The 25480-nt window shown below is 41.7% G+C and carries 23 protein-coding genes; 10 read left to right on the top strand and 13 right to left on the bottom strand.

Annotation, left to right across the window (positions count from 1 at the left end; genetic code table 11):
- Positions 1-32: 32 nt before the first annotated feature.
- Both BK820_RS02915 and ppsA read right to left on the bottom strand, forming a co-directional pair.
- Entirely contained in the window at positions 33-827 is a 795-nt protein-coding gene (locus tag BK820_RS02915; RefSeq protein WP_048881266.1) for an RDD family protein, read from the bottom strand.
- 381 nt (positions 828-1208) lie between these two features.
- A complete protein-coding gene (gene ppsA / locus BK820_RS02910; protein ID WP_004892929.1) occupies positions 1209-3581 on the bottom strand; it encodes a phosphoenolpyruvate synthase in 2373 nt (790 codons plus the stop codon).
- Positions 3582-3735: 154 nt separating this feature from the next.
- Between ppsA and ppsR the strand changes: the two genes are divergently transcribed.
- Entirely contained in the window at positions 3736-4572 is an 837-nt protein-coding gene (ppsR, locus tag BK820_RS02905) for a posphoenolpyruvate synthetase regulatory kinase/phosphorylase PpsR (RefSeq protein ID WP_004815709.1), read from the top strand.
- Positions 4573-4832: 260 nt separating this feature from the next.
- Here ppsR and BK820_RS02900 read toward each other — a convergent pair whose 3' ends face one another.
- The 4 genes from BK820_RS02900 to BK820_RS02885 all read right to left on the bottom strand — a co-directional run bounded on the left by BK820_RS02900 (position 4833) and on the right by BK820_RS02885 (position 8120).
- Positions 4833-5387 (bottom strand): NAD(P)/FAD-dependent oxidoreductase, encoded by a 555-nt coding sequence (locus tag BK820_RS02900; RefSeq protein WP_048881265.1) that lies wholly within the window; start codon positions 5385-5387, stop codon positions 4833-4835.
- A gap of 420 nt (positions 5388-5807) precedes the next feature.
- Positions 5808-6812, bottom strand: coding sequence for an LLM class flavin-dependent oxidoreductase (locus tag BK820_RS02895; RefSeq protein ID WP_071320049.1), 1005 nt, complete (start codon positions 6810-6812; stop codon positions 5808-5810).
- 169 nt (positions 6813-6981) lie between these two features.
- Positions 6982-7446, bottom strand: coding sequence for a glycine zipper domain-containing protein (locus tag BK820_RS02890; protein WP_004815715.1), 465 nt, complete (start codon positions 7444-7446; stop codon positions 6982-6984).
- Between the two features lie 245 nt (positions 7447-7691).
- Entirely contained in the window at positions 7692-8120 is a 429-nt protein-coding gene (locus tag BK820_RS02885) for a glycine zipper domain-containing protein (RefSeq protein WP_004815717.1), read from the bottom strand.
- Between the two features lie 342 nt (positions 8121-8462).
- Between BK820_RS02885 and prfA the strand changes: the two genes are divergently transcribed.
- Both prfA and prmC read left to right on the top strand, forming a co-directional pair.
- Positions 8463-9551, top strand: a complete 1089-nt coding sequence (gene prfA / locus BK820_RS02880; RefSeq protein ID WP_071320048.1) for a peptide chain release factor 1 — start codon at positions 8463-8465, stop codon at positions 9549-9551.
- Positions 9551-10369: a peptide chain release factor N(5)-glutamine methyltransferase gene (gene prmC, locus BK820_RS02875; RefSeq protein WP_071320047.1), complete on the top strand. Its 819-nt coding sequence runs from the start codon at positions 9551-9553 to the stop codon at positions 10367-10369. Before prfA ends, prmC begins: the two co-directional genes overlap by 1 nt.
- 55 nt (positions 10370-10424) lie before the next feature.
- Here the strand turns inward: prmC and BK820_RS02870 are convergent, their stop codons facing one another.
- The 3 genes from BK820_RS02870 to BK820_RS02860 form a co-directional block, all read right to left on the bottom strand.
- Entirely contained in the window at positions 10425-11252 is an 828-nt protein-coding gene (locus tag BK820_RS02870; RefSeq protein ID WP_071320046.1) for an ABC transporter permease, read from the bottom strand.
- Positions 11252-12223, bottom strand: a complete 972-nt coding sequence (locus BK820_RS02865) for an aliphatic sulfonate ABC transporter substrate-binding protein (protein ID WP_071320045.1) — start codon at positions 12221-12223, stop codon at positions 11252-11254. Before BK820_RS02865 ends, BK820_RS02870 begins: the two co-directional genes overlap by 1 nt.
- A gap of 301 nt (positions 12224-12524) precedes the next feature.
- Positions 12525-12878 (bottom strand): hypothetical protein, encoded by a 354-nt coding sequence (locus BK820_RS02860; protein ID WP_004815725.1) that lies wholly within the window; start codon positions 12876-12878, stop codon positions 12525-12527.
- Between the two features lie 312 nt (positions 12879-13190).
- Here BK820_RS02860 and BK820_RS02855 point away from each other — a divergent pair, with 312 nt between their 5' ends.
- A complete protein-coding gene (locus BK820_RS02855) occupies positions 13191-13961 on the top strand; it encodes a 3-hydroxyacyl-CoA dehydrogenase (protein WP_071320044.1) in 771 nt (256 codons plus the stop codon).
- A 182-nt stretch (positions 13962-14143) separates the two neighbouring features.
- Here BK820_RS02855 and BK820_RS02850 read toward each other — a convergent pair whose 3' ends face one another.
- Positions 14144-14656: a pyridoxamine 5'-phosphate oxidase family protein gene (locus tag BK820_RS02850; RefSeq protein ID WP_071320043.1), complete on the bottom strand. Its 513-nt coding sequence runs from the start codon at positions 14654-14656 to the stop codon at positions 14144-14146.
- A 509-nt stretch (positions 14657-15165) separates the two neighbouring features.
- A complete protein-coding gene (locus BK820_RS15640; RefSeq protein ID WP_228715858.1) occupies positions 15166-15777 on the bottom strand; it encodes a hypothetical protein in 612 nt (203 codons plus the stop codon).
- Between the two features lie 155 nt (positions 15778-15932).
- Here BK820_RS15640 and BK820_RS02835 point away from each other — a divergent pair, with 155 nt between their 5' ends.
- The 5 genes from BK820_RS02835 to BK820_RS02815 all read left to right on the top strand — a co-directional run bounded on the left by BK820_RS02835 (position 15933) and on the right by BK820_RS02815 (position 20486).
- Positions 15933-16661 carry a HesA/MoeB/ThiF family protein gene (locus BK820_RS02835; protein WP_171260583.1) on the top strand — a complete coding sequence of 243 codons (729 nt, stop codon included), beginning with the start codon at positions 15933-15935 and terminating at the stop codon, positions 16659-16661.
- Positions 16662-16718: 57 nt separating this feature from the next.
- On the top strand, positions 16719-18017 hold the full coding sequence (locus BK820_RS02830) for an ABC1 kinase family protein (protein ID WP_004892962.1): 1299 nt from the start codon (positions 16719-16721) through the stop codon (positions 18015-18017).
- Positions 18018-18165: 148 nt separating this feature from the next.
- Positions 18166-18546, top strand: a complete 381-nt coding sequence (gene folB / locus BK820_RS02825) for a dihydroneopterin aldolase (protein ID WP_005222405.1) — start codon at positions 18166-18168, stop codon at positions 18544-18546.
- Entirely contained in the window at positions 18503-18949 is a 447-nt protein-coding gene (locus BK820_RS02820; protein ID WP_071320041.1) for a 2-amino-4-hydroxy-6-hydroxymethyldihydropteridine diphosphokinase, read from the top strand. Before folB ends, BK820_RS02820 begins: the two co-directional genes overlap by 44 nt.
- Before the next feature lie 805 nt (positions 18950-19754).
- A complete protein-coding gene (locus BK820_RS02815; protein WP_071320040.1) occupies positions 19755-20486 on the top strand; it encodes a DUF1003 domain-containing protein in 732 nt (243 codons plus the stop codon).
- Between the two features lie 89 nt (positions 20487-20575).
- On the opposite strand, the gene coq7 is transcribed toward BK820_RS02815, so the two are convergent.
- Together coq7 and BK820_RS02805 are read right to left on the bottom strand one after the other, a co-directional pair.
- A complete protein-coding gene (coq7, locus tag BK820_RS02810; RefSeq protein ID WP_071320039.1) occupies positions 20576-21211 on the bottom strand; it encodes a 2-polyprenyl-3-methyl-6-methoxy-1,4-benzoquinone monooxygenase in 636 nt (211 codons plus the stop codon).
- A 3-nt stretch (positions 21212-21214) separates the two neighbouring features.
- A complete protein-coding gene (locus BK820_RS02805; protein WP_004892970.1) occupies positions 21215-22531 on the bottom strand; it encodes an MFS transporter in 1317 nt (438 codons plus the stop codon).
- Positions 22532-22707: 176 nt separating this feature from the next.
- Between BK820_RS02805 and BK820_RS02800 the strand changes: the two genes are divergently transcribed.
- Positions 22708-25461, top strand: coding sequence for an autotransporter assembly complex protein TamA (locus tag BK820_RS02800; RefSeq protein WP_071320038.1), 2754 nt, complete (start codon positions 22708-22710; stop codon positions 25459-25461).
- Positions 25462-25480 lie beyond the last annotated feature (19 nt).

Here is a 25480-nt window from a genome sequence, read left to right as displayed (position 1 = left end):
ATGCAGAGCATCCCTTTAAAGAGAACTTAATTTTATTGCTTGATCACCTTGGTTTTCGCCAGTTTATCGTGCAAAGTCTGACGGTTTTTGCCCAAACCGAAAATCCAATCCACAAGCGAAAACAATGGAATAAAATAAATTGTAGGCAAAATGAACACGATACTGCGCAAAGTAAAGGCACGCATGAGTGAGGTTTGAGTACCAGTTTCAGCATCTACAATCTTAATTTTAGTCAGTTTTTTACCAATGCTTTGACCAGATTTTGCAATCAGGTAACCTTGGATAACCAGCATGATCAGCAGATATAAACCTGCTGCTGTCCAAGCCTGAGTAGAGAACATATCCAGCATTTGAGACTGCAATTCCAGCACGCGGTTCTGATCTGCACTGCCACCCATAGCCTGCGTCATGATCTGCTCATTTAGCTGGGTAAAACGCAGTTTTTCTTCAGCTGTGAAGAAGGCAGTCAAAATGAAAGTTGCTGGAATCCAGAGCAGCAGGTCGACGAACTTGGCAAAAATACGTGCAGGAATACTCGCCAGTTCAGATGTATTCGCTTTTGGTGCAGGACGTGCATAAGTATTGGTTTGTGCTGCAGGCTGCTCAAATGGTGCTGCTGGCTCGGCAACTGGTGCAGGTGGAATATAACCTTCAGGTTCATAAACGAATTTACCCTGCGTGAGCTCACCCAAAGCTTTCCATTCGGTCATGCCTTGGTGCCAGGCCAAATCAGTCAATAATACTTGCTGGCTTGCAAGCATCTGATTTAGCTGTTCAAGCGTATATGGTCCAGCTTGTTGATTATTTCGTGCCAGGTAAATCTGCATAAAGACTGAATCTCAAAATGTACGTTGAAAAGGTTTAGCTTCGATTTTATTGAATTATAGCCATAACACAAACAAAATCTTAAGCTAAACATGCGCATATGTCGGACATTTTTAGGTGAAGTACAACCAAAACAACACAAAAGAAAACGAATTTGATTTAGGAAACTAAAAAAATCCAAATTTTTAGCCATCTACAAAAAATAAAGTATCCAAGATTGATGGTTTAAAAACTGTAATTTTAATGTAATGACGAAGAATTTTCTGCTGATAAATATCAAAGGGATGATTAGTTAAATCTAATATCTTAAATTCATGTAAAATTTATTACTGAAATAAAAAAGACCCTCATTTGAGGGTCTTTTTTATTTACTGAATTTCAGCTTATTTAGCTTCTTGATCAGCAAGGAAGAACCAGGTATCCAATACTGAGTCCGGGTTTAGAGATACAGATTCAATACCTTGTTCCATTAACCATTTTGCAAGATCTGGGTGATCTGAAGGACCTTGACCACAGATACCTACATATTTACCTGCTTTACGGCAAGCCTGGATCGCCATAGAAAGAAGGACTTTTACAGCAGCGTCACGTTCATCGAACAGGTGAGATACGATACCAGAATCACGGTCTAGACCTAGTGTTAACTGAGTCAAGTCGTTAGAACCGATAGAGAAGCCATCGAAGTGTTCAAGGAACTGATCAGCTAACAGCGCGTTAGTTGGCAATTCACACATCATGATAACTTTTAGACCATTTTCACCACGTTTTAGGCCATTTAATGCCAGTAGCTCAATGACACGTTTCGCTTCGTTTACAGTACGTACGAAAGGAATCATAATTTGTACGTTGGTCAAACCCATTTCGTCACGAACTTTTTTCAGTGCACGGCATTCAAGTTCGAAGCAGTCACGGAAGTTGTCAGAAACGTAGCGGCTTGCACCACGGAAGCCCAGCATCGGGTTTTCTTCTTCTGGTTCATACAACTTGCCACCAATCAGGTTCGCATATTCGTTTGACTTGAAGTCAGACATACGTACGATCACTGGCTTGTCAGCGAATGCAGCAGCAAGGGTAGAAATACCTTCAACCAGTTTTTCCACATAGAACTCGATTGGAGATGCATAACCCGCAGTACGCGCCATCACAGCAGCACGCGTTTCACGAGGCAGACTGTCAATGTTCAGCAATGCTTTAGGATGTACACCGATCATGCGGTTAATGATGAACTCAAGACGAGCAAGACCAATACCTTCGTTCGGAATTTGTGCGAAGTCAAATGCACGATCCGGGTTACCTACGTTCATCATGACTTTGAATGGAAGTTCAGGCATAGATTCGATCGAGTTCGTTTGAACTTCAAAATCAAGCGCGCCTTCGTAGATAAAACCAGTATCACCTTCAGCACAAGATACAGTCACTTCCTGACCGTCTACCAGTACTTCAGTTGCATTACCACAACCAACGATTGCTGGAACACCCAGTTCACGTGCAATGATTGCAGCGTGACAAGTACGACCACCACGATTGGTCACAATTGCAGCAGCACGTTTCATCACCGGTTCCCAGTCCGGGTCAGTCATGTCAGATACAAGTACGTCACCGTCTTGTACTTTATCCATTTCTTTGATCGACGTTACGATGCGGACTTTACCAGAACCGATACGTTGACCGATTGAACGGCCTTCACATACTACCGTACCTTTCTGTTTCAACAGGTAACGTTCCATCGTACCAACGTTTTCACGGCTTTTTACAGTTTCAGGACGCGCCTGAACGATGTACAGTTTGCCGTCATCACCGTCTTTTGCCCACTCGATGTCCATTGGCGCACCGTAGTGTTTTTCAATGATCAGTGCTTGTTTAGCTAGTTCTTGAAGTTCCTGGTCATTTAAAGCGAACTGTTGACGTTCAGCTTTTTCAACATCTACCACAACTACTGATTTACCAGCAGCGCCTTCTTCACCATAAATCATTTTCTGGTGTTTAGAACCAAGATTGCGACGCAGGATCGCGTGCTTACCAGCATTTAGAAGTGGTTTAGAGATATAGAATTCGTCAGGGTTAACTGCGCCCTGTACAACCATTTCACCCAGACCGTAAGAAGCGGTGATGAATACTGCATCACGGAAGCCTGATTCAGTATCCAGTGTGAACATTACACCAGCTGCGCCAGTTTCAGAGCGAACCATACGTTGTACGCCAGCAGAAAGGGCAACCACGTCATGGGCAAAGTTTTGGTGTACACGGTAAGAGATTGCGCGGTCATTGTATAAAGATGCGAAAACTTCTTTGATCGCGATCAATACATTGTCGATGCCACGGATGTTCAAGAAAGTTTCTTGCTGACCAGCAAAAGACGCGTCTGGTAAGTCTTCTGCAGTTGCAGATGAACGAACGGCAACCGCGATGTCAGGGTTGCCGTTAGAAAGTGCGTCAAATGCTGCACGAACTTCTTGTTCTAATGCTGCAGTAAGCGGAGTCTCTACAATCCATTGGCGAATTTTAGCGCCAGTTTCAGCAAGAGCGTTTACGTCATCAACGTTTAGGCTGGCAAGCTCTGCATTGATTTTAGCGTTTAGGCCGCTTTGCTCGAGAAATTCACGATATGCACCAGCAGTTGTTGCAAAACCACCTGGTACAGATACGCCAGCGTTTGCTAGGTGGCTGATCATTTCGCCCAAAGATGAGTTTTTCCCACCAACAAGCTCAACATCGTGTTTCCCTAATTTTTCCAGACCAATTACGCGCGCTTCCAAAGTTGTTACTCCACTTTTGCAGTATTAATCATTATCTTGGCATGAGAGTATAGTAAATCACCTAGGTGGATGATTTTACTAAGCGACAGTCATGTAAGATCGGTTTACTATAAAGATTATATAGTACGAAGACAAATGTTTGAGGAGAATTTTAATGTCGGAAGGTAAACAGATAAAGCGTAGTGTTTTCTTCATTTCTGATGGTACTGCGATCACCGCAGAGACGCTGGGACACTCACTTTTGGCACAGTTCCCTCATGTCGATTTTGATATACATATCATTCCCTATATAAGCTCCGAAGAAGCTGCTACCAATGTCGTAGCCGAGATCAATGCACGTGCCCACGAGGAAGGACAGAAACCACTGGTTTTTGATACTTTGGTGGACCCATATGTGCGTGATATTATTAATACGGCTAATGCAGTAAATCTTGATGTATTTGAAGGGCTTATTAGTAAACTATCCGAAGAGCTAGGTACAGATCCAACGACGCTGGTAGGACAAACTCATGCGGTAACCGACTCTGCTTCCTATAAAGCGCGTATTGATGCTGTACATTTTGCTCTGGATAATGATGATGGCGCGCGTACTCGTCATTATGACAAGGCCGATCTGATCCTGATTGGGGTATCACGTTCTGGTAAAACACCGACTTCGATTTATCTTTCTCTACAGTTTGGAATTCGTGTTGCAAACTACCCACTGACTGAAGAAGATCTGGATGATAACCGTCTGCCAGCTGTGCTGCGCCCGCATAAAAACAAGCTTTTCGGTCTGATGATTGATGCCGATCGCCTTGTGGCAATCCGTACTGAACGTAAGGCAAATAGCCGTTATGCCAGCTTTAGTCAGTGCCAGATGGAACTGCGTGCGATTGAAGGAATTTACATTTCAGAGGGTATTAAATATCTGAATGTGTCCGAGATGTCGATTGAAGAAATCTCGACACGTGTACTGCAAATGACTGGTTTAAAACGTCGTATTGGATAAGGTCCTAGTTCATGGAGTCAAAGCTGGTTTTTGACTCCATTGGTTATCAAAATTTATATATTAAAATAATTAATGATAGGAATTAACGATGATAAGATAGTTGATATCAGTCGGTACTATTTCGCTACGAAATACCTCATAGAAAAATATAAACGTATTTTGATGCTAAAATTGTATAAAAAGCGATCAATAAAATTTAGGCCTTTATTCTTTTTTAGTATTTTTTATGGAATATATATCAGAAAAAAATAAATAGATTTTTATTTAAAGGTTTGAATAATGACCTCAACCGGATAATTTTCACCATGTATGCAATGAATTGCATGATCAGAAATTTTCAAAATTGGCCAAGTAATAAGCTGGCAGTTTTCACGTTGCAGGGCGATATAGAAGCTATCTGACTTAAAGTAATGACGATTAGAGGCTGCCAGATTAGGCATGAGCTGGCGTCTTAACCAGGGATTTTTGACCTGCTGTTCTAAAAAGCGTAAAGACAATAACCCTTTAATCCGGTTACTAATGAGATTTTTATTTTTGCTGATTAGCGGATGATTCAATACGCGTTGAAGCGTGCGGCTGGTACTCGGCATCACAAATTGCGGTTCAATCTGAAAGACTTTAACAGATGCCGCTTGCTGGCAAATACGGTCAAGATGACTCACACTAAACTGGTCAAGCCCAATTACTGCCACATTTAGATCCTGAAAATCCATATCCTTAAGGGCGGCAGAGTCGACTTTAGTCCCATTAAAGCTTTTAAAGTGTTCAGGGTTGTTTTGAAAAATACCGGCACCTGTATCCTGCTTAACGCCCATATTGATATCCTGTAATTATTTAATTTTTATTCTGTTGTGATAGATATAGACAATATCGGCAGGGGCGTAAAGTCACTTTCATGGAATCTCGAGTCATCAATAATTCGACATTTTAAAATCCACTTCAGTTATGGATTTTCGGAATTATATTGACGTAATTTTTCTTGAGCTTTTTAAAAGTTGTGTTCATACAGTTTAATACCGTAAGTAATAGCACCAATAATTAAAGTGTCCAACTTGCTGCAACAAAGGTTGCAGTCGGTTTGTTAATATAATGATTGATGTTTTTATCCTGCACGTATAATTGTTAGTTTTTTATTTGAATGCAGATTGAATTTAATAAATCAATGGATTACCTCCTAAAAAAACAAACCGCTGACTATCAGCGGTTTATTAAAAGACATTTATGAAAGGGAAATTTTATAAGCCCTGCTTAGCCTGCATTAACAAATCGAAATTATATAGACGTTTGTCAGTGTCATAGATGTCACAAGTAAAAATAAACTCATCTACATCATATTTGGCTAAAAGTGCTTCCAGTCCTGCCTTGACTGTTTCCTTGGAACCGACCTGAGCCATGGCAAAGAAATTATCAACGGACATTTTTTCAGGTGGTGACCAGAGTCCTTCCATTGAATCAATAGGTGCTTTCAGTTTCAGGCTTTGGCCACGAATCAGGGAAAGTACACGCTGGTAGGCGCTGGTTGCCAGATATTGAGCTTCTTCATCCGTATCTGCGACACAGGTCGGTACGCCCATAGAAACATAAGGACGATCCAGGTATTCAGACGGTTCAAAGTTTTCACGATATAACTGAATAGCCTGGCCCAGCATACGTGGGGCAAAATGCGAAGCAAAGGAATACGGCAGGCCAAGTTTCGCTGCCAACTGAGCACTAAACAGGCTAGAACCAAGCAGCCAAACCGGAACATGAGTACTTTGACCCGGAGTAGCTACAATGCGTTGGCCCGGAATCGGATCTTTAAAGTACTGCAAAATTTCTAGTACATCTTGAGGGAACTGATCTTCAGTTTCCTGACGACCGCGACGCAAAGCACGCATGGTCATCTGATCGGTGCCGGGTGCACGTCCCAGACCAAGTTCAACACGCTCAGGATATAAAGTCGCTAAAGTACCAAACTGCTCAGCTACGACTAAAGGTGCATGATTCGGCAACATAATGCCACCTGAGCCTAAAGTTAAGGTTTTAGTATTTGCCAGTAAATAGCCAAGCAGGACAGCGGTTGCTGAACTGGCAATACCATCCATATTATGATGCTCAGCTAACCACATGCGGCGGTAACCCAGCTTTTCTGCGGTTTGTGCCAGTTCCAGAGCATGTTGCAGGGAGAATTGAATGGTTTTATCGTCACGAACAGGAACCAGTTCAAGAATGGAGAACTGAGTATCGTTAAGCGTACGCATAATATTACTCTTTATTTGACATGACTAAGAGCATACGATGTTCAACCGGATTTGTATATCGAAAAAAAACGATATAAGTGTAAACGAAATGTATAGGCAAAAAAATAAGCATCCGAAGATGCTCAAAAGAGGGAAGGTTGTAAAAGAGATTAAGCTTTGTATTGAACGCTTAACGACGGCCACGGTTGTTATAGCGATAGTCGTTATAACGGTAATTACGTGAGGAATTATAACGGCGGTCATAGCGGTCATCATAACGACGGTCTTCACTTACTTTCTTGCCAAGTGCAGAACCACCCGCAGAACCCAATGCTGCGCCAATCAGGCCACCATTGTTACCACCCATATTTTTACCTACGGCATAACCTGCACCGCCACCCAGTGCGCCACCGATAATGGCACCGTTGCGGTCACGTTTATTCGCTGAAATGGCTGCACCTGCACCACCACCGATTGCAGAACCGATTGTTGCACCAGTTGTGCCACCAACTCTATTACCTACTGCAGCACCAACTACGCCACCAAGTGCAGAAGCAAGAGCAGTATTCGTTGTATTACCCGCATTCGCTGCTGTCATACCCATGCCCATAGCTGAGGTAGCAACAACCGCGATCATTAGAGATTTGTAGTTCATGAGTACACCTTTTATATATATGGCTGTATTTGTCTATGAGTTAAATTTAATCTAGCAAGAGCGAAATAGCATGGAGAGTCTGTAGACGAAATGTGTTTTTTCTCTCCTTAATTTATTCATAATTACTAAACAATATTTTTCAAGTATTACAATTAGTTAGACTCATTTAGAAACAATTAAAAAAGCACCCGAAGGTGCTTTTTACGTCAAATGTAAGATGCGATTGAGAGACTATAAGTACTGAATTAACGGTAACGTTTTTTCCAATGTTTCGCACGTTTTTCAGCTCGACGGTCTGCTGTTTTGTCTTTGGCAATTTTATTGCCTAAAGCTGCACCACCTGCTGCCCCTAACGCAGAACCGATGTAACCACCGTTAGAGCCACCCATGCTTTTACCTACGCTATAACCTGCACCGCCACCTAAAGCGCCACCAATGGCAGACTCAGTACGGTTCTTCTTGTTACTTGCTACAGCTGCACCACCAGCACCGCCAAGTGCTGCACCAATTGTTGCACCTGTGTTGCCCCCCATGTTTTTACCCAAAGCTGTACCAGCCACACTACCTAATGCACTTGCAGCAGCAACACGAGCAGTGCTGTCGGCATGAGCATTAACGGTCATCATTGACCCTGCGGCTAAAGCGGTACTTAATAAAACTGCGCTCAGTTTCATGCTGGAACTCCATATCCGTGATCGGATTATATTGTGTTTCGATGGCAGAAAATGTAACAAAAAATCGTCATTACATTGTGAAGAAAGATCTCCATATTTAGATGCTTTATTTGCGAGTTTGTAAAATAAGTAAAGAATGCGGATTAAATTGATTAAAAAGGAGGCGTTAGTCTTAATTTGGATCTTAAGAGAGTTGCTTATCTGGATGCTTTAGCCGCAGAAAGCTTGTACTGAATAAAGATGTTCTTTATGCCTGAGAATCGTTAAACTAGGCGCAATTTTTGATTTCGCTGTGCTAAGACCTTTATTTAGCTATAGCCTTTGTTTGAGATACTTTAAAAAATGAAAGAATCGTTACGTTTACGATTAGACCAGCTCTCCGACCGTCACGAAGAACTCACTGCCTTATTGGCAGATGCCGAAGTCATTTCAGATAATAAACGCTTTCGCCAGCTTTCCCGCGAGCACAATGATCTGACCGAAATTACTGAAGTATGGACCAAGTATAAACAGGCTGAAGAAGATATTGAGACTGCTCAAGCCATGCTGAGCGATCCTGACTTTAAAGAAATGGCTCAGGAAGAGATCAAGGAAAATAAAACCCTGATCGAACAGCTGGAAGCAGATCTGAACATTTTGATGATTCCGAAAGATCCGAATGATGCGAACTCGGCTTATCTGGAAATCCGTGCCGGAACCGGTGGTGACGAAGCAGCGATCTTCTCGGGTGACTTGTTCCGTATGTATAGTAAATATGCAGAGAGTCAGGGCTGGCGTATCGAAATCCTGTCTGAAAATGAAGGTGAACACGGCGGTTATAAAGAAGTGATCTGCCTGGTCAATGGTGAAGGCGTCTATGGTCGTCTGAAATTCGAAAGTGGTGCACATCGTGTACAACGTGTCCCAGCAACAGAATCCCAGGGTCGTGTACATACTTCAGCATGTACAGTCGCGATTCTTCCTGAGGTTGATGTGGATACTTCAGTTGACATTAACCCCTCGGATTTGCGTATTGATACCTATCGTGCATCAGGTGCCGGTGGTCAGCACATTAACAAAACCGACTCTGCGGTACGTATTACCCACATTCCAACGGGGACTGTGGTGGAATGTCAGGATGAGCGTTCACAGCATAAGAACAAGGCTAAAGCGATGGCGCTTCTGGTGTCACGTCTGGAAAATGCCAAACGTGCAGCTGCAGATGCGGCAACTTCTGAAATGCGTCGTGACCTGGTGGGTTCGGGTGACCGTTCAGAACGTATCCGGACTTATAACTATCCACAAGGCCGTATGACCGATCACCGTATTAACTTGACTTTATACAAGCTGGATGCCGTGATGGAAGGTGATTTGACTGAATTGCTGGATAGTCTGCATCGTGAATATCAGGCGGATCAGCTTGCCATGCTCGCACAGCAGAATGGTGGATAATGAATATTTTACAAGCACTGGCTTTGCGTGGTGAACCAGAGAGCTATGAACGTCAGGAAAATGCCTGGTTGCTGGAACACATTACCAAGATTGATTCTTTTGATCTGGTGATGAAAAAGAATCAGGAACTGACGCCTGAACAGGAACAGGCTTATGTTGATGCTCTGGCGCGTATTGCTGCTGGCGAGCCTTTGGCTTATGTCACTGGTTCACAACCGTTCTGGACACTGGATCTGAAAGTCACCAAAGACACTTTGGTGCCACGTCCCGATACAGAAGTATTGGTTGAAACTGTACTTAAGCTGGACTTGCCTGAAGATGCTCGTGTGGTAGATCTGGGGACAGGTACTGGTGCGATTGCCTTATCCTTGGCTTCGGAACGTCCAGCGTGGTCAGTTACTGCAACTGATATTTATGAACCGACTCTAGAGGTGGCCAAGTTCAATGCTGAACAGCATGACTTGTTGCGGGTACAGTTCGTATTGGGTTCATGGTTCAAACCATTGGGGCGTCAGTTCTTTGATGTGATTGTTTCCAATCCACCGTATATTGATGCAGCCGATGAGCATATGCATGATCTGGTGACTGAGCCAGAACGTGCTTTAGTAGCAGACAATAAAGGTTTGGCTGATTTAGAACAGATCATCGCTCAAGGCAAAAAACACCTGACTGTAAATGGTTGGGTAGTACTTGAGCATGGTTATGATCAGGGGGATGCAGTGCGTCATCTATTTAAACAGGCGGGTTATAAACAGGTGCGTACTGTTAAAGATTATGGTGGTAATGACCGAGTGACCTTAGCTCAGTGGCCTCATTGATTTCCCAAATCTTGTTTTTAATAAAAAAGCGACCTTCAAGGTCGCTTTTTTATTTTTAGGATTTTTTGATGACATCGCGCCAGCGCAGCAGACGATGTTCAAACAACTTCATAATACTGTCAGTAATCTTACTCAACACTGCCAGTAGAATAATGGCAATAATTACAATATCCGGTCGAGAGGTCTCCCGGCCATCACTGAGTAAATAGCCAATCCCTTGAGTTGCTGCAATCAGTTCTGCTGCAATCATAAACATCCAGGACAAGCTTAAGCTGTTTCTTAAACCTGTGAGAATTCCCGGTGATGCCGCAGGTAACACAATCTGCTGAATCTGTTGCCAATATTTCAGCCGGTAGACTCTGGCCACTTCAATCAGCTTACGATCCACACCCTGAATTGCAGCAACGGTATTGGTATAAGTAGGGAAGAAGGCACCAATTGCAATCAAGGTAATCTTGGAACCTTCATCAATGCCTAACCATAGTAACAAAAGTGGAATCCAGGCCAAACTCGGAATAGATTTGATTGCAGAAAATGTTGGTTCCAGGAAGTCTTCGGCATGACGATTTAACCCGACTAAGATCGCAAAAACTAAGCCCAAGCCACTCCCAATGCCAAAGCCTAAAAAGACACGCCAGCTACTTGCCCAGAGATGCTGCCATAGATCACCTTCAGCCAGTTCGGTCAGAGACTGCCATAAACTGCTGGGTGCAGGCAGTAAATAAGGCTCAATTACACCATTGCGAACCAGAATTTCACATGACAAGATCAGGATCACCGGAATGGTGATCCCTTTCAACAGACGAATACCACGGGGAAGGGCAACAGATTTAGGTTGATCTTCCTTCACAAGTTGTTCGGAGATAGTGTTTGGTGCAGACATTACTTCTTAACAACCTTTTGCGCATATTTGCTATCAAAGAGCTGAGTTACGACCTGATTGACATTGGTGCCTTTACGTACCAAATCTTCTTCAGTCAGAATAGAACCTGCTTTTTGTAATGCAGCAATATGTTTTGCTGTTGGAATGTTTTGATCCAGATTGGTACGGCTCAGCTGTAATTTCGCCACTTCAATTGGTAGTTTGGCTTCACGGGCTAACAGTTCGGCCAGCTTATCCGGATTGGCTTTGGCCCATTTACGCGCCTGTTCATAGACTTTAATGACTGCATCAACGGCTTCAGGACTTTGCTTGGCGAAGTTTTCTTTAATACTGAGTACACTATATGAGTTAAAGCCGATATTGCGATACAGCAATTTCGCACCCGACTGCACCTGCGCAGAAGCCATCAACGGATCAAGACCCGCCCAAGCATCGACCTGTTTACGCTCTAAAGCTATTTTTCCATCTGGGTGTTGCAGGTGTACTAGCTCAACATCACGTTTACCCAAGCCGACGGTATCTAAAGCCTGTAGCGTAAACAGAAATGGATCGGTGCCTTTGGTGGCAGCAATTTTCTTGCCTTTTAAATCCTTGAGAGATTTGATATTGGAATCTTTGTTAACGACCAACGCAGTCCATTCAGGCTGGCTTTGAACATAAACCGTTTTGATTGGGCTACCATTGGCACGGCTAAGTACTGCCGCCAAACCTGCGGTTGAAGCAAAATCTGTACTACCACTGTTCAGATATTCAAGCGAGCGATTACTGCCTTGGCTAAATACCCATTTAATTTTGGTTTTAGGCAATGCTTTTTCCAGTAGTTTTTGCTCCTTAACCACCAAGCTGGTAGGTGCATAATAAGCGTAATCCAGTTTTAATTCGCTTGGAATTGCTGCTGCTGTCAACCCGCTCACTAGAGAGATAGAAATAGTAATTAAGCCTAATTTTGTTGTTGCTAAAGTTTTTTTCATGAGGAGCTCTAATTTATTTAGGAAATTTTCGACATAAATAGCGGTAAATGAATAAACAGACAAAAAAGAAAAACAGATAATCAAATCAACAAATAAAATATAAAGGTGTAAATTTTAATAAGCTATTGTTTATAATTAATTTAATTGTAATGAAGGTGACTTTTTTAGACTTAGCTGAAATTTCTACAAGATTATGGCTGGATTTGATAAGCAAATATTTTTAAATCTCATTGCATTGATTCTGCACAGGATAAACCTCTATAAAAAAGCGACCCTTAAGGTCGCTTTTTTATTTATATTTTTACATTGGATAATCTTGTAGACAGTCAGAAACTTCGACCTGATCTAGTGTATTGGTTTCCATTGCCAGACATAGGGTTACCACTTTTAATGTATCTGCAATGAACTGTTCATCTTTCAATGCAATCCCTTGCTTCAGGCTTTCAATACGTTCAGCAGAGATTTCAAGTGCCGCCGCCGCGTCAAGAACATCGATACGATTGAGGAAAGTCACCACTGCATCTTTCAAAGCTGAATCAGATGCGTTCAAAATCCCTTGATTGAGCTGTTCAGAAAGAAGGTCCGCAGAATGAAATAAAGCATTAGAGAAGTTTTGAACCAGGTTTTGGCCAAGAACATCAGTCATGTTTAACATAAGAGTACCTTAAGTAGGGAGAGGAATGAGCAACTAAATAGATGCATCAAATTGTGTGAAAAATAATCTAAATTAACGATAAATACAAAGATATTGGGATGACCGTAGAGTCTCATTTTATTTGGTGATAAAGCTTGAAAACCAGATGTTCTGTAAAATTAAAAACTTAAATATAAAAAGCTGATATTAATCGTTTTTAAGTCTAATAAAATATTTTTAATTGATAATTAAACTGCTGTGGTCATAGTTTGATTTGCTTCCTATTTGGGCAAAGATTAGTCTAGTAAAAATTCAAAATGACATGGATGAGCTATGGATATTCAAAATAAAGTCTTTGTAGTGACGGGCGGAGCTTCAGGACTCGGTGCCGAAACATCACGCTATCTGGTGGAGAAGGGCGCTCAAGTCGTACTGGTCGATATGAATCTTGAACTTGGGCAGAGTCTCGCACAAGAACTTGGGGAACAGGCGCAATTCCAGCAATTAGATGTGACTGATGAAACAGCTGCCAGTGAATTTTTTAAGACATTAGAACAGACGCATGGACAACTCAATGGATTGGTAAACTGTGCAGGTATTGCGCCGTCTGCTAAAGTACTTGGTCGTGATGGATTGCATGACTTGGCGATGTTCCAGCGTGTGCTGAATATCAATGTCACGGGTACCTTTAATATGCTGCGCTATGCTGCTGAGCTAATTTCGAAATATGAGTTAAAACAGGGCGAAGAGGAACGTGGTGTTATCATCAATACCGCCTCTGTAGCTGCATTCGATGGACAGATTGGACAGGCTGCTTATTCCGCATCTAAAGGGGCAGTAGTTGCCATGACTTTACCACTGGCACGTGAACTCGCTAAAAATGCGATTCGTGTCATGACGATTGCTCCGGGAATTATGGAAACGCCGATGCTAAAAGGTTTGCCGCAGAATGTACAGGATTCTCTTGGGCAGATGGTACCATTTCCTCCACGTTTAGCTAAGCCATCTGAGTATGCAAAATTAGTCGGGCATATTCTTGAAAATACCTATCTCAATGGTGAAGTCATTCGTTTAGATGGAGCAATCCGGATGGCAGCAAAATAGCCTAAGCTACATTAATTCCTTAAGTTACCGTTTAATGCTGATCCTAAAATAAGTGTAATGGATTAAAAAGAATTCAACTTTTTTCGAAATGAGCTTCTACTAAACTAAAAATATACTTTCAACATGCAAAAATTTAGCCTCTTAGATAAGAGGCTAAATGATAAATAAATTCGCTTTAATTTTTATAATTGTACTTTTGCATGATCAGTATCTGGCTCTTCAGGCTTGCCAGTAATATTGCCTTTTAAGACTTTTAGTAGATGAGTAACTTTATTGTCCTTCACATTCCAGTACTCTGCGCTGACTGCTTTGGCAATAAGCACACGTACACTCGGATCATCCTTGCCTTCAAACCAGTTTTCTGCCCAAGGGTTCCATAATTCTTCAATCAAGATACGGTCGGTACTGATTTCGCCATGAGCACTTATAGAGACATAGATATCATCTGATGGTTTGGCAAAGGATAAACCAAGATGCTGACGACCTGCATTAATTGCTTGGACAATATCATTAGTGTCTTTCATGATGAAATACAGATTCTGACTTTCATGCATTTTTTCTGAATTAAGCATGGTCATTGGCTGGGAGTGAATTTCTTGAGTTTCAGCCTGATGGCTGATCATAGTGAAACGCACATCTTTAATGAGTTCCCATAATTTTTCACGGTTATTGTGTTCTGAATATTGTTCTGTCATATGCTGCTCCATATTCTTGTTAAAGGTTAAATTTGGATAACGTTAAGCAGCTTAATCATATTTATAGCAGGATGCTGTAACTCTCACTGAACTCGTACATTTACATACTTAAATTGAGAAGAGCACTACACGAATTACCATTAAACAGGTTTTAGTTACAGCACAGTAAAAATTATCCGATAAATTTTTTAGATAGAAGCTAACAAGAGAATCGGAGCAAGCAAGGCCTAAAAATAATGATAAATTCTGCAACCTCATTGTAATTTAAATTAATGAGTTAATTTTGAGATTGCATTGTAATTACAAATAATGGACATTTTTGACTGTTTCAAAATAAATACCTGATTTTATTTTTTTCAAAAAGAGACTTTTAGCTAGTTTAAGTACTTATTCTTTAAGAGAGCATCAACCGAATTTTTGAAGCAAATAAACAGAAAAGGAGATCCGGATTAAGAATTCTATCGATCCTATATAAAACCTAATTTAGGAAGAGTGCGATATCTTTGGGGTCAATATAGTGCAGGGATTTTTTGTTTTCCATTGACCATAAGAACGGCACAAAGATTTTGACCACAGAGAATTTTATAGGCTTCCTGATTTTCTTGAGATTTAAGCTGAACTTTTCTTAATTTTTGTGAGTAATTCATTAAATCATTTTGAGCACGTTGCTTTGCTTCAGTTTCGATATAAGATAAATATTTTACTGAGCCGAACAATAAGACCAGAATAAAGTAAGAAGCAAAAAGCTTACGATTAAATTGTCTTTCATTTTCTAATTCAAAAGAGCTGTTATGGATCACCGGTCTATGCTTTGTATCCTTATGAATAGCTGCCCTTAAATTTTGTAATTTTTTATGGAGCCATATATTGCCTCCAAAATTATTAAAAATGGAAGGTATAGCAATAAAAAGTACAAATAAAGCCAAAGTAAAATACAGTGTATGAACAAGACTCTTTAAAAAGCCATAATACAATTTATCTTGAACGGTAAGATTTAGTACAGTAATGTCGGCGCCAAATATACTGATATAACCTGCAAGAAATACCTGAGCTACAAGATAAAGTAGTGCAGTTGAAGCAGTAATGATCAAGGCGGCATCTAATGAAAAATTAAATTTCATTTTATCTAATTTATTTTTGTTGAATGCTTTATTAAATGTTATTCATCATTTTAAATCAACAAGATGGATTGAAATTATAGATTCATCTTTTAAAGAACACGGACGGTATAGTGGTAGACGCTTTAAACATTGAATTCGAACTCACTGATGTGGAAATGCATTTGTATGCACGTCAAATCCTGTTAGAAGGCTGGGACATCGAAGCACAGGAAAAACTAAAATTTTCCGATATTTGTATTATTGGCTGTGGGGGAATTGGCTGCGCACTCGCGGAGTTACTTGCCCGTGCAGGTGTGGGAAAAATTATCCTGATTGATCCAGACACGATTGAGATCAGTAATCTGCAGCGTCAACTCGCATTTACCCCACAAGATATCGGCTTTTATAAAGCAGAAACGCTAGCGAAACGTTTACAACAGATTAATCCGCATGTGCAAATTGAATATTATAATCAGGCAATATCTATCGATAATGCACAAGACCTGATTCAGCATCAGGATTTGGTTTTGGATGGATGTGATCAATTTGAAACCCGTTATCTGGTGAATCAAATCTGTCGACAGTTTGATGTAGCATTGATCAGCTCATCTGCGATTGGTCTACAAGGCCAACTGTTTATGGTGGAAGGTGATTCTGCCTGCTATAACTGCCTTTTCCCGCAAGAAGATCAAACTGATACAGCCATGCGCTGTGCGGATTCCGGTGTGCTGGCGACAACACCGAATGTCATGGCAAGTCTGCAAGCACATCATGCTTTGCTTTATCTGGGACTTGGAAAAATGCCATTGCGACAAAAGCTGCTGTTATGGGATGGTCAGAGCATGCAGCAACGTATTCTCAAATTTGAGAAAGATGCGAATTGTCCAATTTGTCAGGCAAGATAGAACAGATCAGCCTGAATATTTGTTACACTCGAGAAAATTTGAAATTACGCTGACATTATGAAAAATAATATCTTCCTGGATGGTTTGCGTTCTGTGGCACGTGTCGGTGAAACCGCCGTCATTGCTGCACGTGCAGGCATCAAGTATGCGACTGAAAAACCAAGTAATGCTAAACTGATGCGTGAAACCTTTGAATCCTTAGGTTCAACATATATCAAATTAGGGCAGTTTATTGCCTCTACACCCTCTTTATTTCCTCGTGAATTTGTCGAGGAATTTCAGGGTTGTCTAGATCAAACTCCAAGCCTGCCATTTAGCTATGTACAGCAGGTGCTGGCATCTGAGTTTGAAGGCCGTAATCTGGATGAAATCTTTGCCTCGATCGAGGAAACGCCATTGGCTTCAGCATCTATTGCACAAGTACATGCTGCCAAACTGGTTTCTGGCGAAGATGTGGTGATTAAGGTACAAAAGCCAGGTGTAGAAACCATTCTTTATACGGATCTGAACGTACTACATTGGGCAACCAAGCTGCTTGAAAAAGCCGTGCCAAAAGTGAAATTTGCATCTTTGGCAGATATCGTTGAAGAAATTAAAACACGTATGGTGCGTGAAGTTGACTTTATTGAAGAAGCTAAAAATCTGGATGACTTCGTTAATTATCTGAATGTCACCAATAATCATGCAGCGACAGCACCAAAAGTCTATCATCAGTATTCCACGCGTCGTGTACTGACCATGCAGCGTTTGTATGGCGTGTCATTGACCGATTTTGATGTAGTAAAGAAAGTGGCTAAAGATCCTTCTCAGGTGCTGATTACTGCAATGAATACCTGGTTTGGCAGCCTGATGATGTGTGAAAGTTTCCATGCAGACTTGCATGCCGGTAATCTGATGCTACTCGAAGATGGCCGTGTTGGTTTTATCGATTTTGGTATTGTCGGTCAGCTGAATCCGGAAGTCTGGACAGCATGTATGGCCTTTATGGATGCACTGCAAAATACCAATTATGATCTGATGGCAGAAAACATGCTGAAAATGGGCATGACTGCAGTTGCCATTGACACGAAAGTATTGGCCGCAGATCTTGAGCGTTTATTTAGTGGTGTAATTATGGCAGATCCACAAGAATTGCTAAGTTCCAATCCAAGTGACCTTAATGATGTCATGATGGATATGGTCGCCGTTGGTGAACGTCATGGCATTCGCTTCCCGCGTGACTTCGCCTTGCTGTTCAAGCAAATGCTGTATTTCGACCGTTTCATGCGTATCCTTGCGCCATATACTGATATTTATGCGGATCAGCGCTTACAGATGATTCAGACAATTGACCCGAATTTATTGTTGAAGCATTAATTCTAAAAGATGGATTCCTCCCAACCTCCCTTTGAAAAAGGGAGGAGCTACACGCTCATAAAAATACTTCGAGATGTAGAAGTCCCTTTTTCATAAAGAGGGACTTAGGGAGATTATTGAAGTGATTTTAAAACTCCTGAGCAGAAATATGGACGCAATTATCATTGAAGGTTTGAAGGTTGAAACAGTAATTGGCTGTTTTGACTGGGAACGTCAGATTATTCAGCCTTTAATGCTGGACTTGGTTATTCAGACAGATTTGGAACAGGCATCCAATTCTGATGCCTTGGCAGATACACTAAATTATGCCGAGATCTGTGAAATTTCCGCACAGGTCATTCAGCAGGCACAGCCAGAATTGATTGAACATGCAGCAAAGTTAGTGCTAAACGCACTTTTTACTACCTTTACAGCAATTGAATCGATTAAGATTACTATTCGTAAGCCTGCCATTATCGCGCAAGCCAATTCTGTAGGGATACGTCTTGAACGCCACCGAAACGATATTCGCCTTAGCACTGGCGAGTAATTGTCATCCTCAGCAACATTTTCAAGCTGCACAACAACGTATTTCCACTTGGGGAGAAGTGCAATTCTCTCCCATCTATATTATTCCGTGTCGTGACGGGATTGGTGAGAATTACTGGAATTCAGCATGTCTATTACAGGTTGAAATGACAGTTGAAGAAATGCTTCAGCAGCTTAAACAGATGGAAGCGGATTCAGGACGAGTGCGTCCCTCACATCAGATCAGCCTGGATATCGATCTGATTGCCTGGGGCAGTGATTTAAGTCAGATGCAGTTTAATCCAAAAAAGTTACCGTTGGCTTTAGATGTCAAAATTCCAATGCATGAGATCTGGTCACATCCGGCATTTGAATATGACCATCAATTCCAGTACCCACAGGTTAAACTTAACGCAGTGCTATAAATCCTGATGTTAAACCTTGTGCAAAATAGGGTTTAAAAAGAGGAGTGGAAGCATATGCTGGTATATTAAACGAAGTTTTTTCTAGGGTTAAGCCTTTAGCAGTTGTGCTGATGTGTAGCACATGTTTTGTCGGTCTAAAACGGAGTTGCAATCAGATTAGTCCCTTATAAAAGCAAAAGATAACTGGTTTCATAAATTAGAAAATTGTCAGATATATATATGCTGGTTTAACAACTGTCTAAAGAAGAATGCGATGGTGATATTGGCTATATGTATGAACTGAAAATTCAACCGGAACGGATCAAATTCAATTAGTATGACGTGGGGCCTAGACGAGCACGCTTAAAATCTAAGCTTGGCTAATCAGCGCATTTTATATATTAAATAACAAGAATTGACTAAAATTGGTAAATTTAAAGAAAAGCGCGCCGATTATTTTTTCTTGTTATAAAAAATAATCAGTAGTACGGTAATAACCGCTAATATGACAAGAATTATAACTGTTTCCATAACATGACCTTAATGAATATTTTTATTTTAAGCTTTTAAATTAGCAATAAAAGGATGGGAATGACCAGCAACCTTATCTATTTTATTAGCACTCCCGGAAAAAACAGGATATTTGAAGAAAGTAAAATTATAACATCTATGATCAACCCTCTTCTTTAAGAACATGTGACGGTCTATGAAGAGGTGGGCTAGAAGCTCGCTTATCTATACGACTTATAAACGAATAACAGAGCTTAACTTTTATACTTGTTACTAAAATTACCCATACAAATAATAATTTAGAGCAAATTTATTGTTGAGCTGGCGTCACGATAAAGAGAATAATCATGAAAGAAAAAATGCAACTTATCTATGCTTGGTATGTGGAAAATATTATTCCTTAAAAAATCTTACCTCGATGGGAACGGTGAGAAAAGTCATTACCGAAGAGATTGCTAAAGATATTCCAGACTGGTCACCTGATCATTATATTTGCCAGGCAGATTTGACCAAATATCGCGTACAGTATGTTCATGCATTGTTAAAGTCTGAAAAGGGTGAAGTCACTAATCTTGAATATGAAGTGATCAAGAGCATGCGCCATCATGAGCTGATTACTAAAGATGTAGAAGCCTCGTTGGAACAAAAGTGGACTTTTGGTGAAAGATTGGCTGATAAAATTGCTTCTTTTGGTGGAAGCTGGTCATTTCTGATCTGTTTTACTGTTTTTATTACTTTCTGGATCGGAATGAATACGATGGTTATCGTAACCAAACCGGTTGATCCTTATCCCTTTATTCTTTTAAATCTGATACTTTCCTGTATTGCAGCGATTCAGGCACCGGTCATTATGATGAGCCAAAATCGGCAAGAAGCCAAAGACAGATTACGTTCCCAAAATGATTATCAAATCAACCTCAAAGCTGAACTTGAAATCCAGCATTTACATGAAAAACTGGATCATCTTCTTCAGCATCAGTGGGAAAGACTGGCTCAGATACAGGAAATACAACTCGATCTGCTTTCCGAGATGATTAAGAAGTATTAAGTATAGGAGCCTAAAACCTTTGTAGTATTTACTTGATTGAATATGCATAAAAAAAGCCCACATCAGTGTGGGCTTTTTTAGTTAAGGGCTTAAATATAATAACTGGTCTTGGTCATTAATTTAGAAATGCCGGTCATGGCAATTTTGACCGGTAAAGGCAGATCTACACCACCCGCTGCTAATGCTGTATCACGGTGATGCAATTCATCTTCATTCATCTGTTCCAGAATACGGCGTGAACGCTCATCATGCGGTGGTAACTGGCTGATATGGTGTTGCAAATGCAGGCTGACCTGACGTTCTGTTTCAGCAACAAAGCCAAGGCTGTATTTGTCGCCAGCAATTCCGGCAATGACACCCATACCAAAAGAAAGACCGTACCAAACCGGATTCAGCAAGCTGGTATGACTTTCTAATTCTTTTAAACGATCTTCACACCAGGCCAGATGATCCTGTTCCTCAATTGCTGCCTGTTCCATTTCACGACGGACATTTGGCAGTTTGGCGGTCATCGCCTGACCATGATAAAGCGCCTGTGCACAGACTTCACCACTGTGATTTACCCGCATCAGACCAGCAACATGACGAGCATCAGAAACCGCCAGTTGGCTATCAGTATTTTCAGCAGGATTAGTGCGCTGTGCAGAAGTCGTACCTGGGACAAGACTACGTAATGCCTGATCAAAAGAATGAATGAGCTTATCGACACCTGTAAATTGACGCATGCATTAATCCTCCAATGATGCTTGTGCAGAGTTGATCATCGGTTTAAGGCGCAGTAATAACCATAAGGTAAATATGCCGCTTAAGACCGCTGTAATACAGAAAAGTATTTTAAGATCAAACTTTAAGACACTTAAAATGATAATCGAAAATATAGCAGAAGATACCATGAAAACAGCATTCAAAATGTTATTTGCTGCAACCACCCGTGCACGATGTGAGCGGGGAGAGTGTGCTTGCATCATGGCATACAGCGGAACAATATAAAAACCACCACTGATACCCAATAAGGTCACGGCAAACATCACATGGTAATAGCTCCAGCCCTGACGGAATACATCTGCTAGACCCAGCAATTCGCCAGTACGCTCAGGTATAAAGGCCATGCTGACAGCCAGATAAATAGCAAAGACGGTCAGTCCAACTGCACCAATTGGCACCATACGAATATTAACTTCAGTCCCACCTAATCTACGGCACAGATAAGATCCCAAGCCAATCCCGATCGAGAAGAAAGTTAGCAGTAAACTTGCAACATTTTCAGAAGCATGCAGGTTCTGTAGGGTCAGTTGTGGAATCTGGGTTAAATAGGTCGCGCCATAAAACCAGTACCAGGAGTTACCAAGCAGAATCAGAAAGATCAAAGGCAGGCTTTTGGCATATTTCAGGGTTTGAAAACTGGTACGGAAAAAGTTCCAGTCAATTTGAATATCAGGTGCAGGAATGCTTTGCTTTAAAATAAAGCGGCTTGATAAATAACCGAGGATGGCAATAACCACTACGGTTAAGCTGATCCAGAGTAAATTGCCAGCCGATGCTGCAATCACCGCCCCCCCCAGAATCATACCGAATAGGATCGCCAGGGAAGTTCCAGACTGAAAGAGTGCATTACCTGACATCAATTCCTCTTTCTTCAGCACTTCTGGCAAAATTGCATATTTAATCGGACCAAAGAAAGTCGATTGCGTCCCCATTAAGAACAGCGCAAACAGTAGAATCCATAGATTACCCATCAGGAAACCGATAGTACCGAGAATCATCACCACGATTTCCAGGATCTTTAAATAACGAATCAATTGGGAACGTTCATATTTATCGGCAATTTGTCCGGCAGTTGCAGAAAAAATAAAATAAGGCAAAATAAAGAGTAATGCAGCAAGATTATTTAAGGTGCTAATGCCCGCACTTTGCTGAATCCATCCATACGTAATGACCAGTAATAATGCCTGTTTAAATACATTATCATTTAACGCCCCGAAGAATTGCGTCAAAAACATGGGTAAAAAGCGACGAGAGCCTAACAAATGTTCGTTATTGTTCATATTGGACGTGCTACATTAAGATTTATTAAGAAATGTCAGTGATGCGTGAACATCTTGAAAAATCATGTAAGATACCTTTGACCACGGAAATGGCAAAATCCTATAGATTCAAGTTTCTTAGCTTATATTTTTCGGTCAAATAATCAATTAAAGAATGTATTTGTTTAGAGTTTGCTATGCCTGCAAAAATAAAATTTAAAGAAACGGTACTGAGTCAGAGCATGAGTCCACTCATATCTGCACCTACAGGCAGTCGCTTGTGCATGAGTATTTTCTTGATGATGTTGGCCCAACATGGCATGGCACAAACTCCAGAAACGGAAACGCCCGTGGCAGTTTCGCAGGCAGAAATGATTGATGAACTGTCTAAGCAGGCGGTGCAACAGGGGGTAGCTAATTCCGAAGAAGAAGCTACCGAGAAAATTGAACAGGCTTTGCAGCCAGAAAATGAAATAGACAGCCTGGAAATGCTGCAACAGCAGGAACAGCAAGGCGCACAGCTGGATGTATTTAAGCCGATCGAGTTTGAAGACCTAGAAGAATTACCGGTTCAACCGATCGATCAGGCAATGGCGGATGAAATTTACCGCGTGGCTGAGCAAGCCAAGCAGGAAGCACAAAGCTATCGCCAGACCCAGCAGACAGAAACCGTAGTTGCCGATATCAGCCAGCAGGAACTGGTGGAAATCAATCAGGCGCCAGTCAATGTTGATCAGCTGATGCAAAGTATTCAGTCTGACAGCCAGATCATTGTGCAGGCGAATGAAACAGGCAGTACCTTGCCGGAAATTCCTCCGCAGCAACTTACGCCGGCAGATGACAAGAAACCGAATATTTTTAAACGACTCTTTTATAAAATCCGTCCGCCACGCCAGATCATGACAGCTAGTGTGCCGCGGATTGATGCAGACGTGGTTATACGTAATGGTGAAAGCAGTACTCAAACGAGCAATGGATTAAGTTCGGCTGCACGTATACGGGCCTATGAAAACCTGGCAGAGAATATTGAAAATAAACTGTCGAGTTTCACTCAGGAATCCTTTAGCGATTTTCCATCCGCGTTGCCACAATTACGTAGTCTGTCTAACCAGGCTGCTCAGGCAGTTGGCTTCTATAATACCGAATTCCGTTTTGAAAAACTTTCTGAATCACGCGTCAGGGTGCATGTAACTCCGAATGAGCCAGTCATCATTCAAAGCCAGAACCTGGAATTTACCGGTGCTGGTGCTGAGCAACCACAGTTCCAGGTCATTAGTGTATTGCCAGATCAGGAAGTGGGTGATGTGTTTAATCATGGTGAATATGAAAAAACCAAGGAGCGAATTGTCGAAGCAGCGAGTAATAACGGCTACTTCGATGCGCACTGGCGGCTGCATGATGTCAAGGTCGCACAGCCACAGAATACGGCAGAAGTAAATCTGCGTTATGAAACTGGCGATCCTTACAAACTTGGACCGGTGACCTTCCGGATGAGTGATCCGGATGAGAAATTCCCGCTAGATCCAGATATCTTGCAAAGTCTGGTGCCTTGGGAAGATGGTGCCGATTACCGTTTCTGGCGGGTAAACACACTAGCCAATAACCTGACCAACTCACGATATTTTAACTATACCCTGGTTGATGCGGTGAAACCGGACCCAGTCGAAGCGGAACTTGAACTGGCGCCTGATCTGCAATTGCTGGTCGATCAGCAAAAAATCTCTGAAGGGGTTTTGGCCCAGGAGAAAAAAGCCGAGGCTTCTTCCAGGGAAGTTACCCAGAACGTGGTTGATGAAAGCCAGTTTGCTGGTAGCCGTGAGGAAGAAAACCCAGATGTACGCGCCATGCGTACTGCGCAGGAAACCAAGGCCAATGAGCAGGAACGTTTAAAAGCCCAAGCACGTGAAGAGAAAGAGATTCCGGTGATTGTGACTTTGAATGCTGACAAGAAAAACAGCGCTGAAGTCGGTCTAGGTTATGGAACCGATACTGGGACACGTCTACGCGGACAGTACCGCCGTGCCATCGTTAACAAACGTGGACATTCTTTTGATGCCAACCTCGAGCTTTCAGGAATCCGTCAGTCTATTGATGGCCGCTATAATATTCCGTATAAACACCCGCTCAATGATTACATCAGTATTGTCGGTGGTTATGAGCGTGAAGAACGTGATGATGTTGCACAAGGCGATGGACTCTTGATCGAATCTGCCGTAATTGGTGCCGATCGTTATATTAAAAATCCACGAGGAAGCTGGCAGCATACTTATGGCGTGCGTTATCGTCTGGATCAATTGACTCAGGACGGTACTGTGAATGCTGATGATATTCCGGATGCTTTCCTGGTCAGTACTGCAGAAACCCAAGAGTCTTTATTATTCGGTTATGAAGTTGCTCGTACTACCAGTGACCGTCGGGTAAACCCAACCAAAGGCTTTAGACAGACCTATAAGATTGAACTGGGGAGTGAGGCGCTGTTGTCCGATGCTGATATGGCCATTGCCAATGCTGGCTGGCGCTTTATCTATTCACTGGGTGAAAATGCTGATCATCAGTTTGTCGGTCGTGCCGATGCAGGCTATATTTTTACTGAAGATTTTACCAAAGTACCGTATAACTTAAGATATTTCACTGGCGGTGATCAAAGTATTCGTGGTTTTGACTATAAGAGTCTGTCACCAGAAATCGATGGCTTTAAAGTAGGTGGACAGGCCCTGACCATTGGTTCCTTGGAATATAATTATCAATTCAGGGAAGGCTGGCGTGCGGCAGTATTTGCAGATGCCGGAAATGCTTATGACAAGGACTTTAGTAATCCGACTGAATATGGGGTAGGTCTTGGCGTGCGTTGGGCATCGCCGATTGGTCCGATTCGTATTGATGTGGCCTCAGGCATTTCGGATGATAACCATCCAATCCGCGTGCACTTCTTTATTGGCTCACAGCTATAAAACAAACTGATTAAAAATT

Origin of the sequence: Acinetobacter sp. LCT-H3 (assembly GCF_001866125.1) — a bacterium.
Classification (GTDB): Bacteria; Pseudomonadota; Gammaproteobacteria; order Pseudomonadales; family Moraxellaceae; genus Acinetobacter; species Acinetobacter schindleri.
Note: the sequence above shows the minus strand (reverse complement) of the source record. Positions and strands in the feature narration are given on the sequence as shown.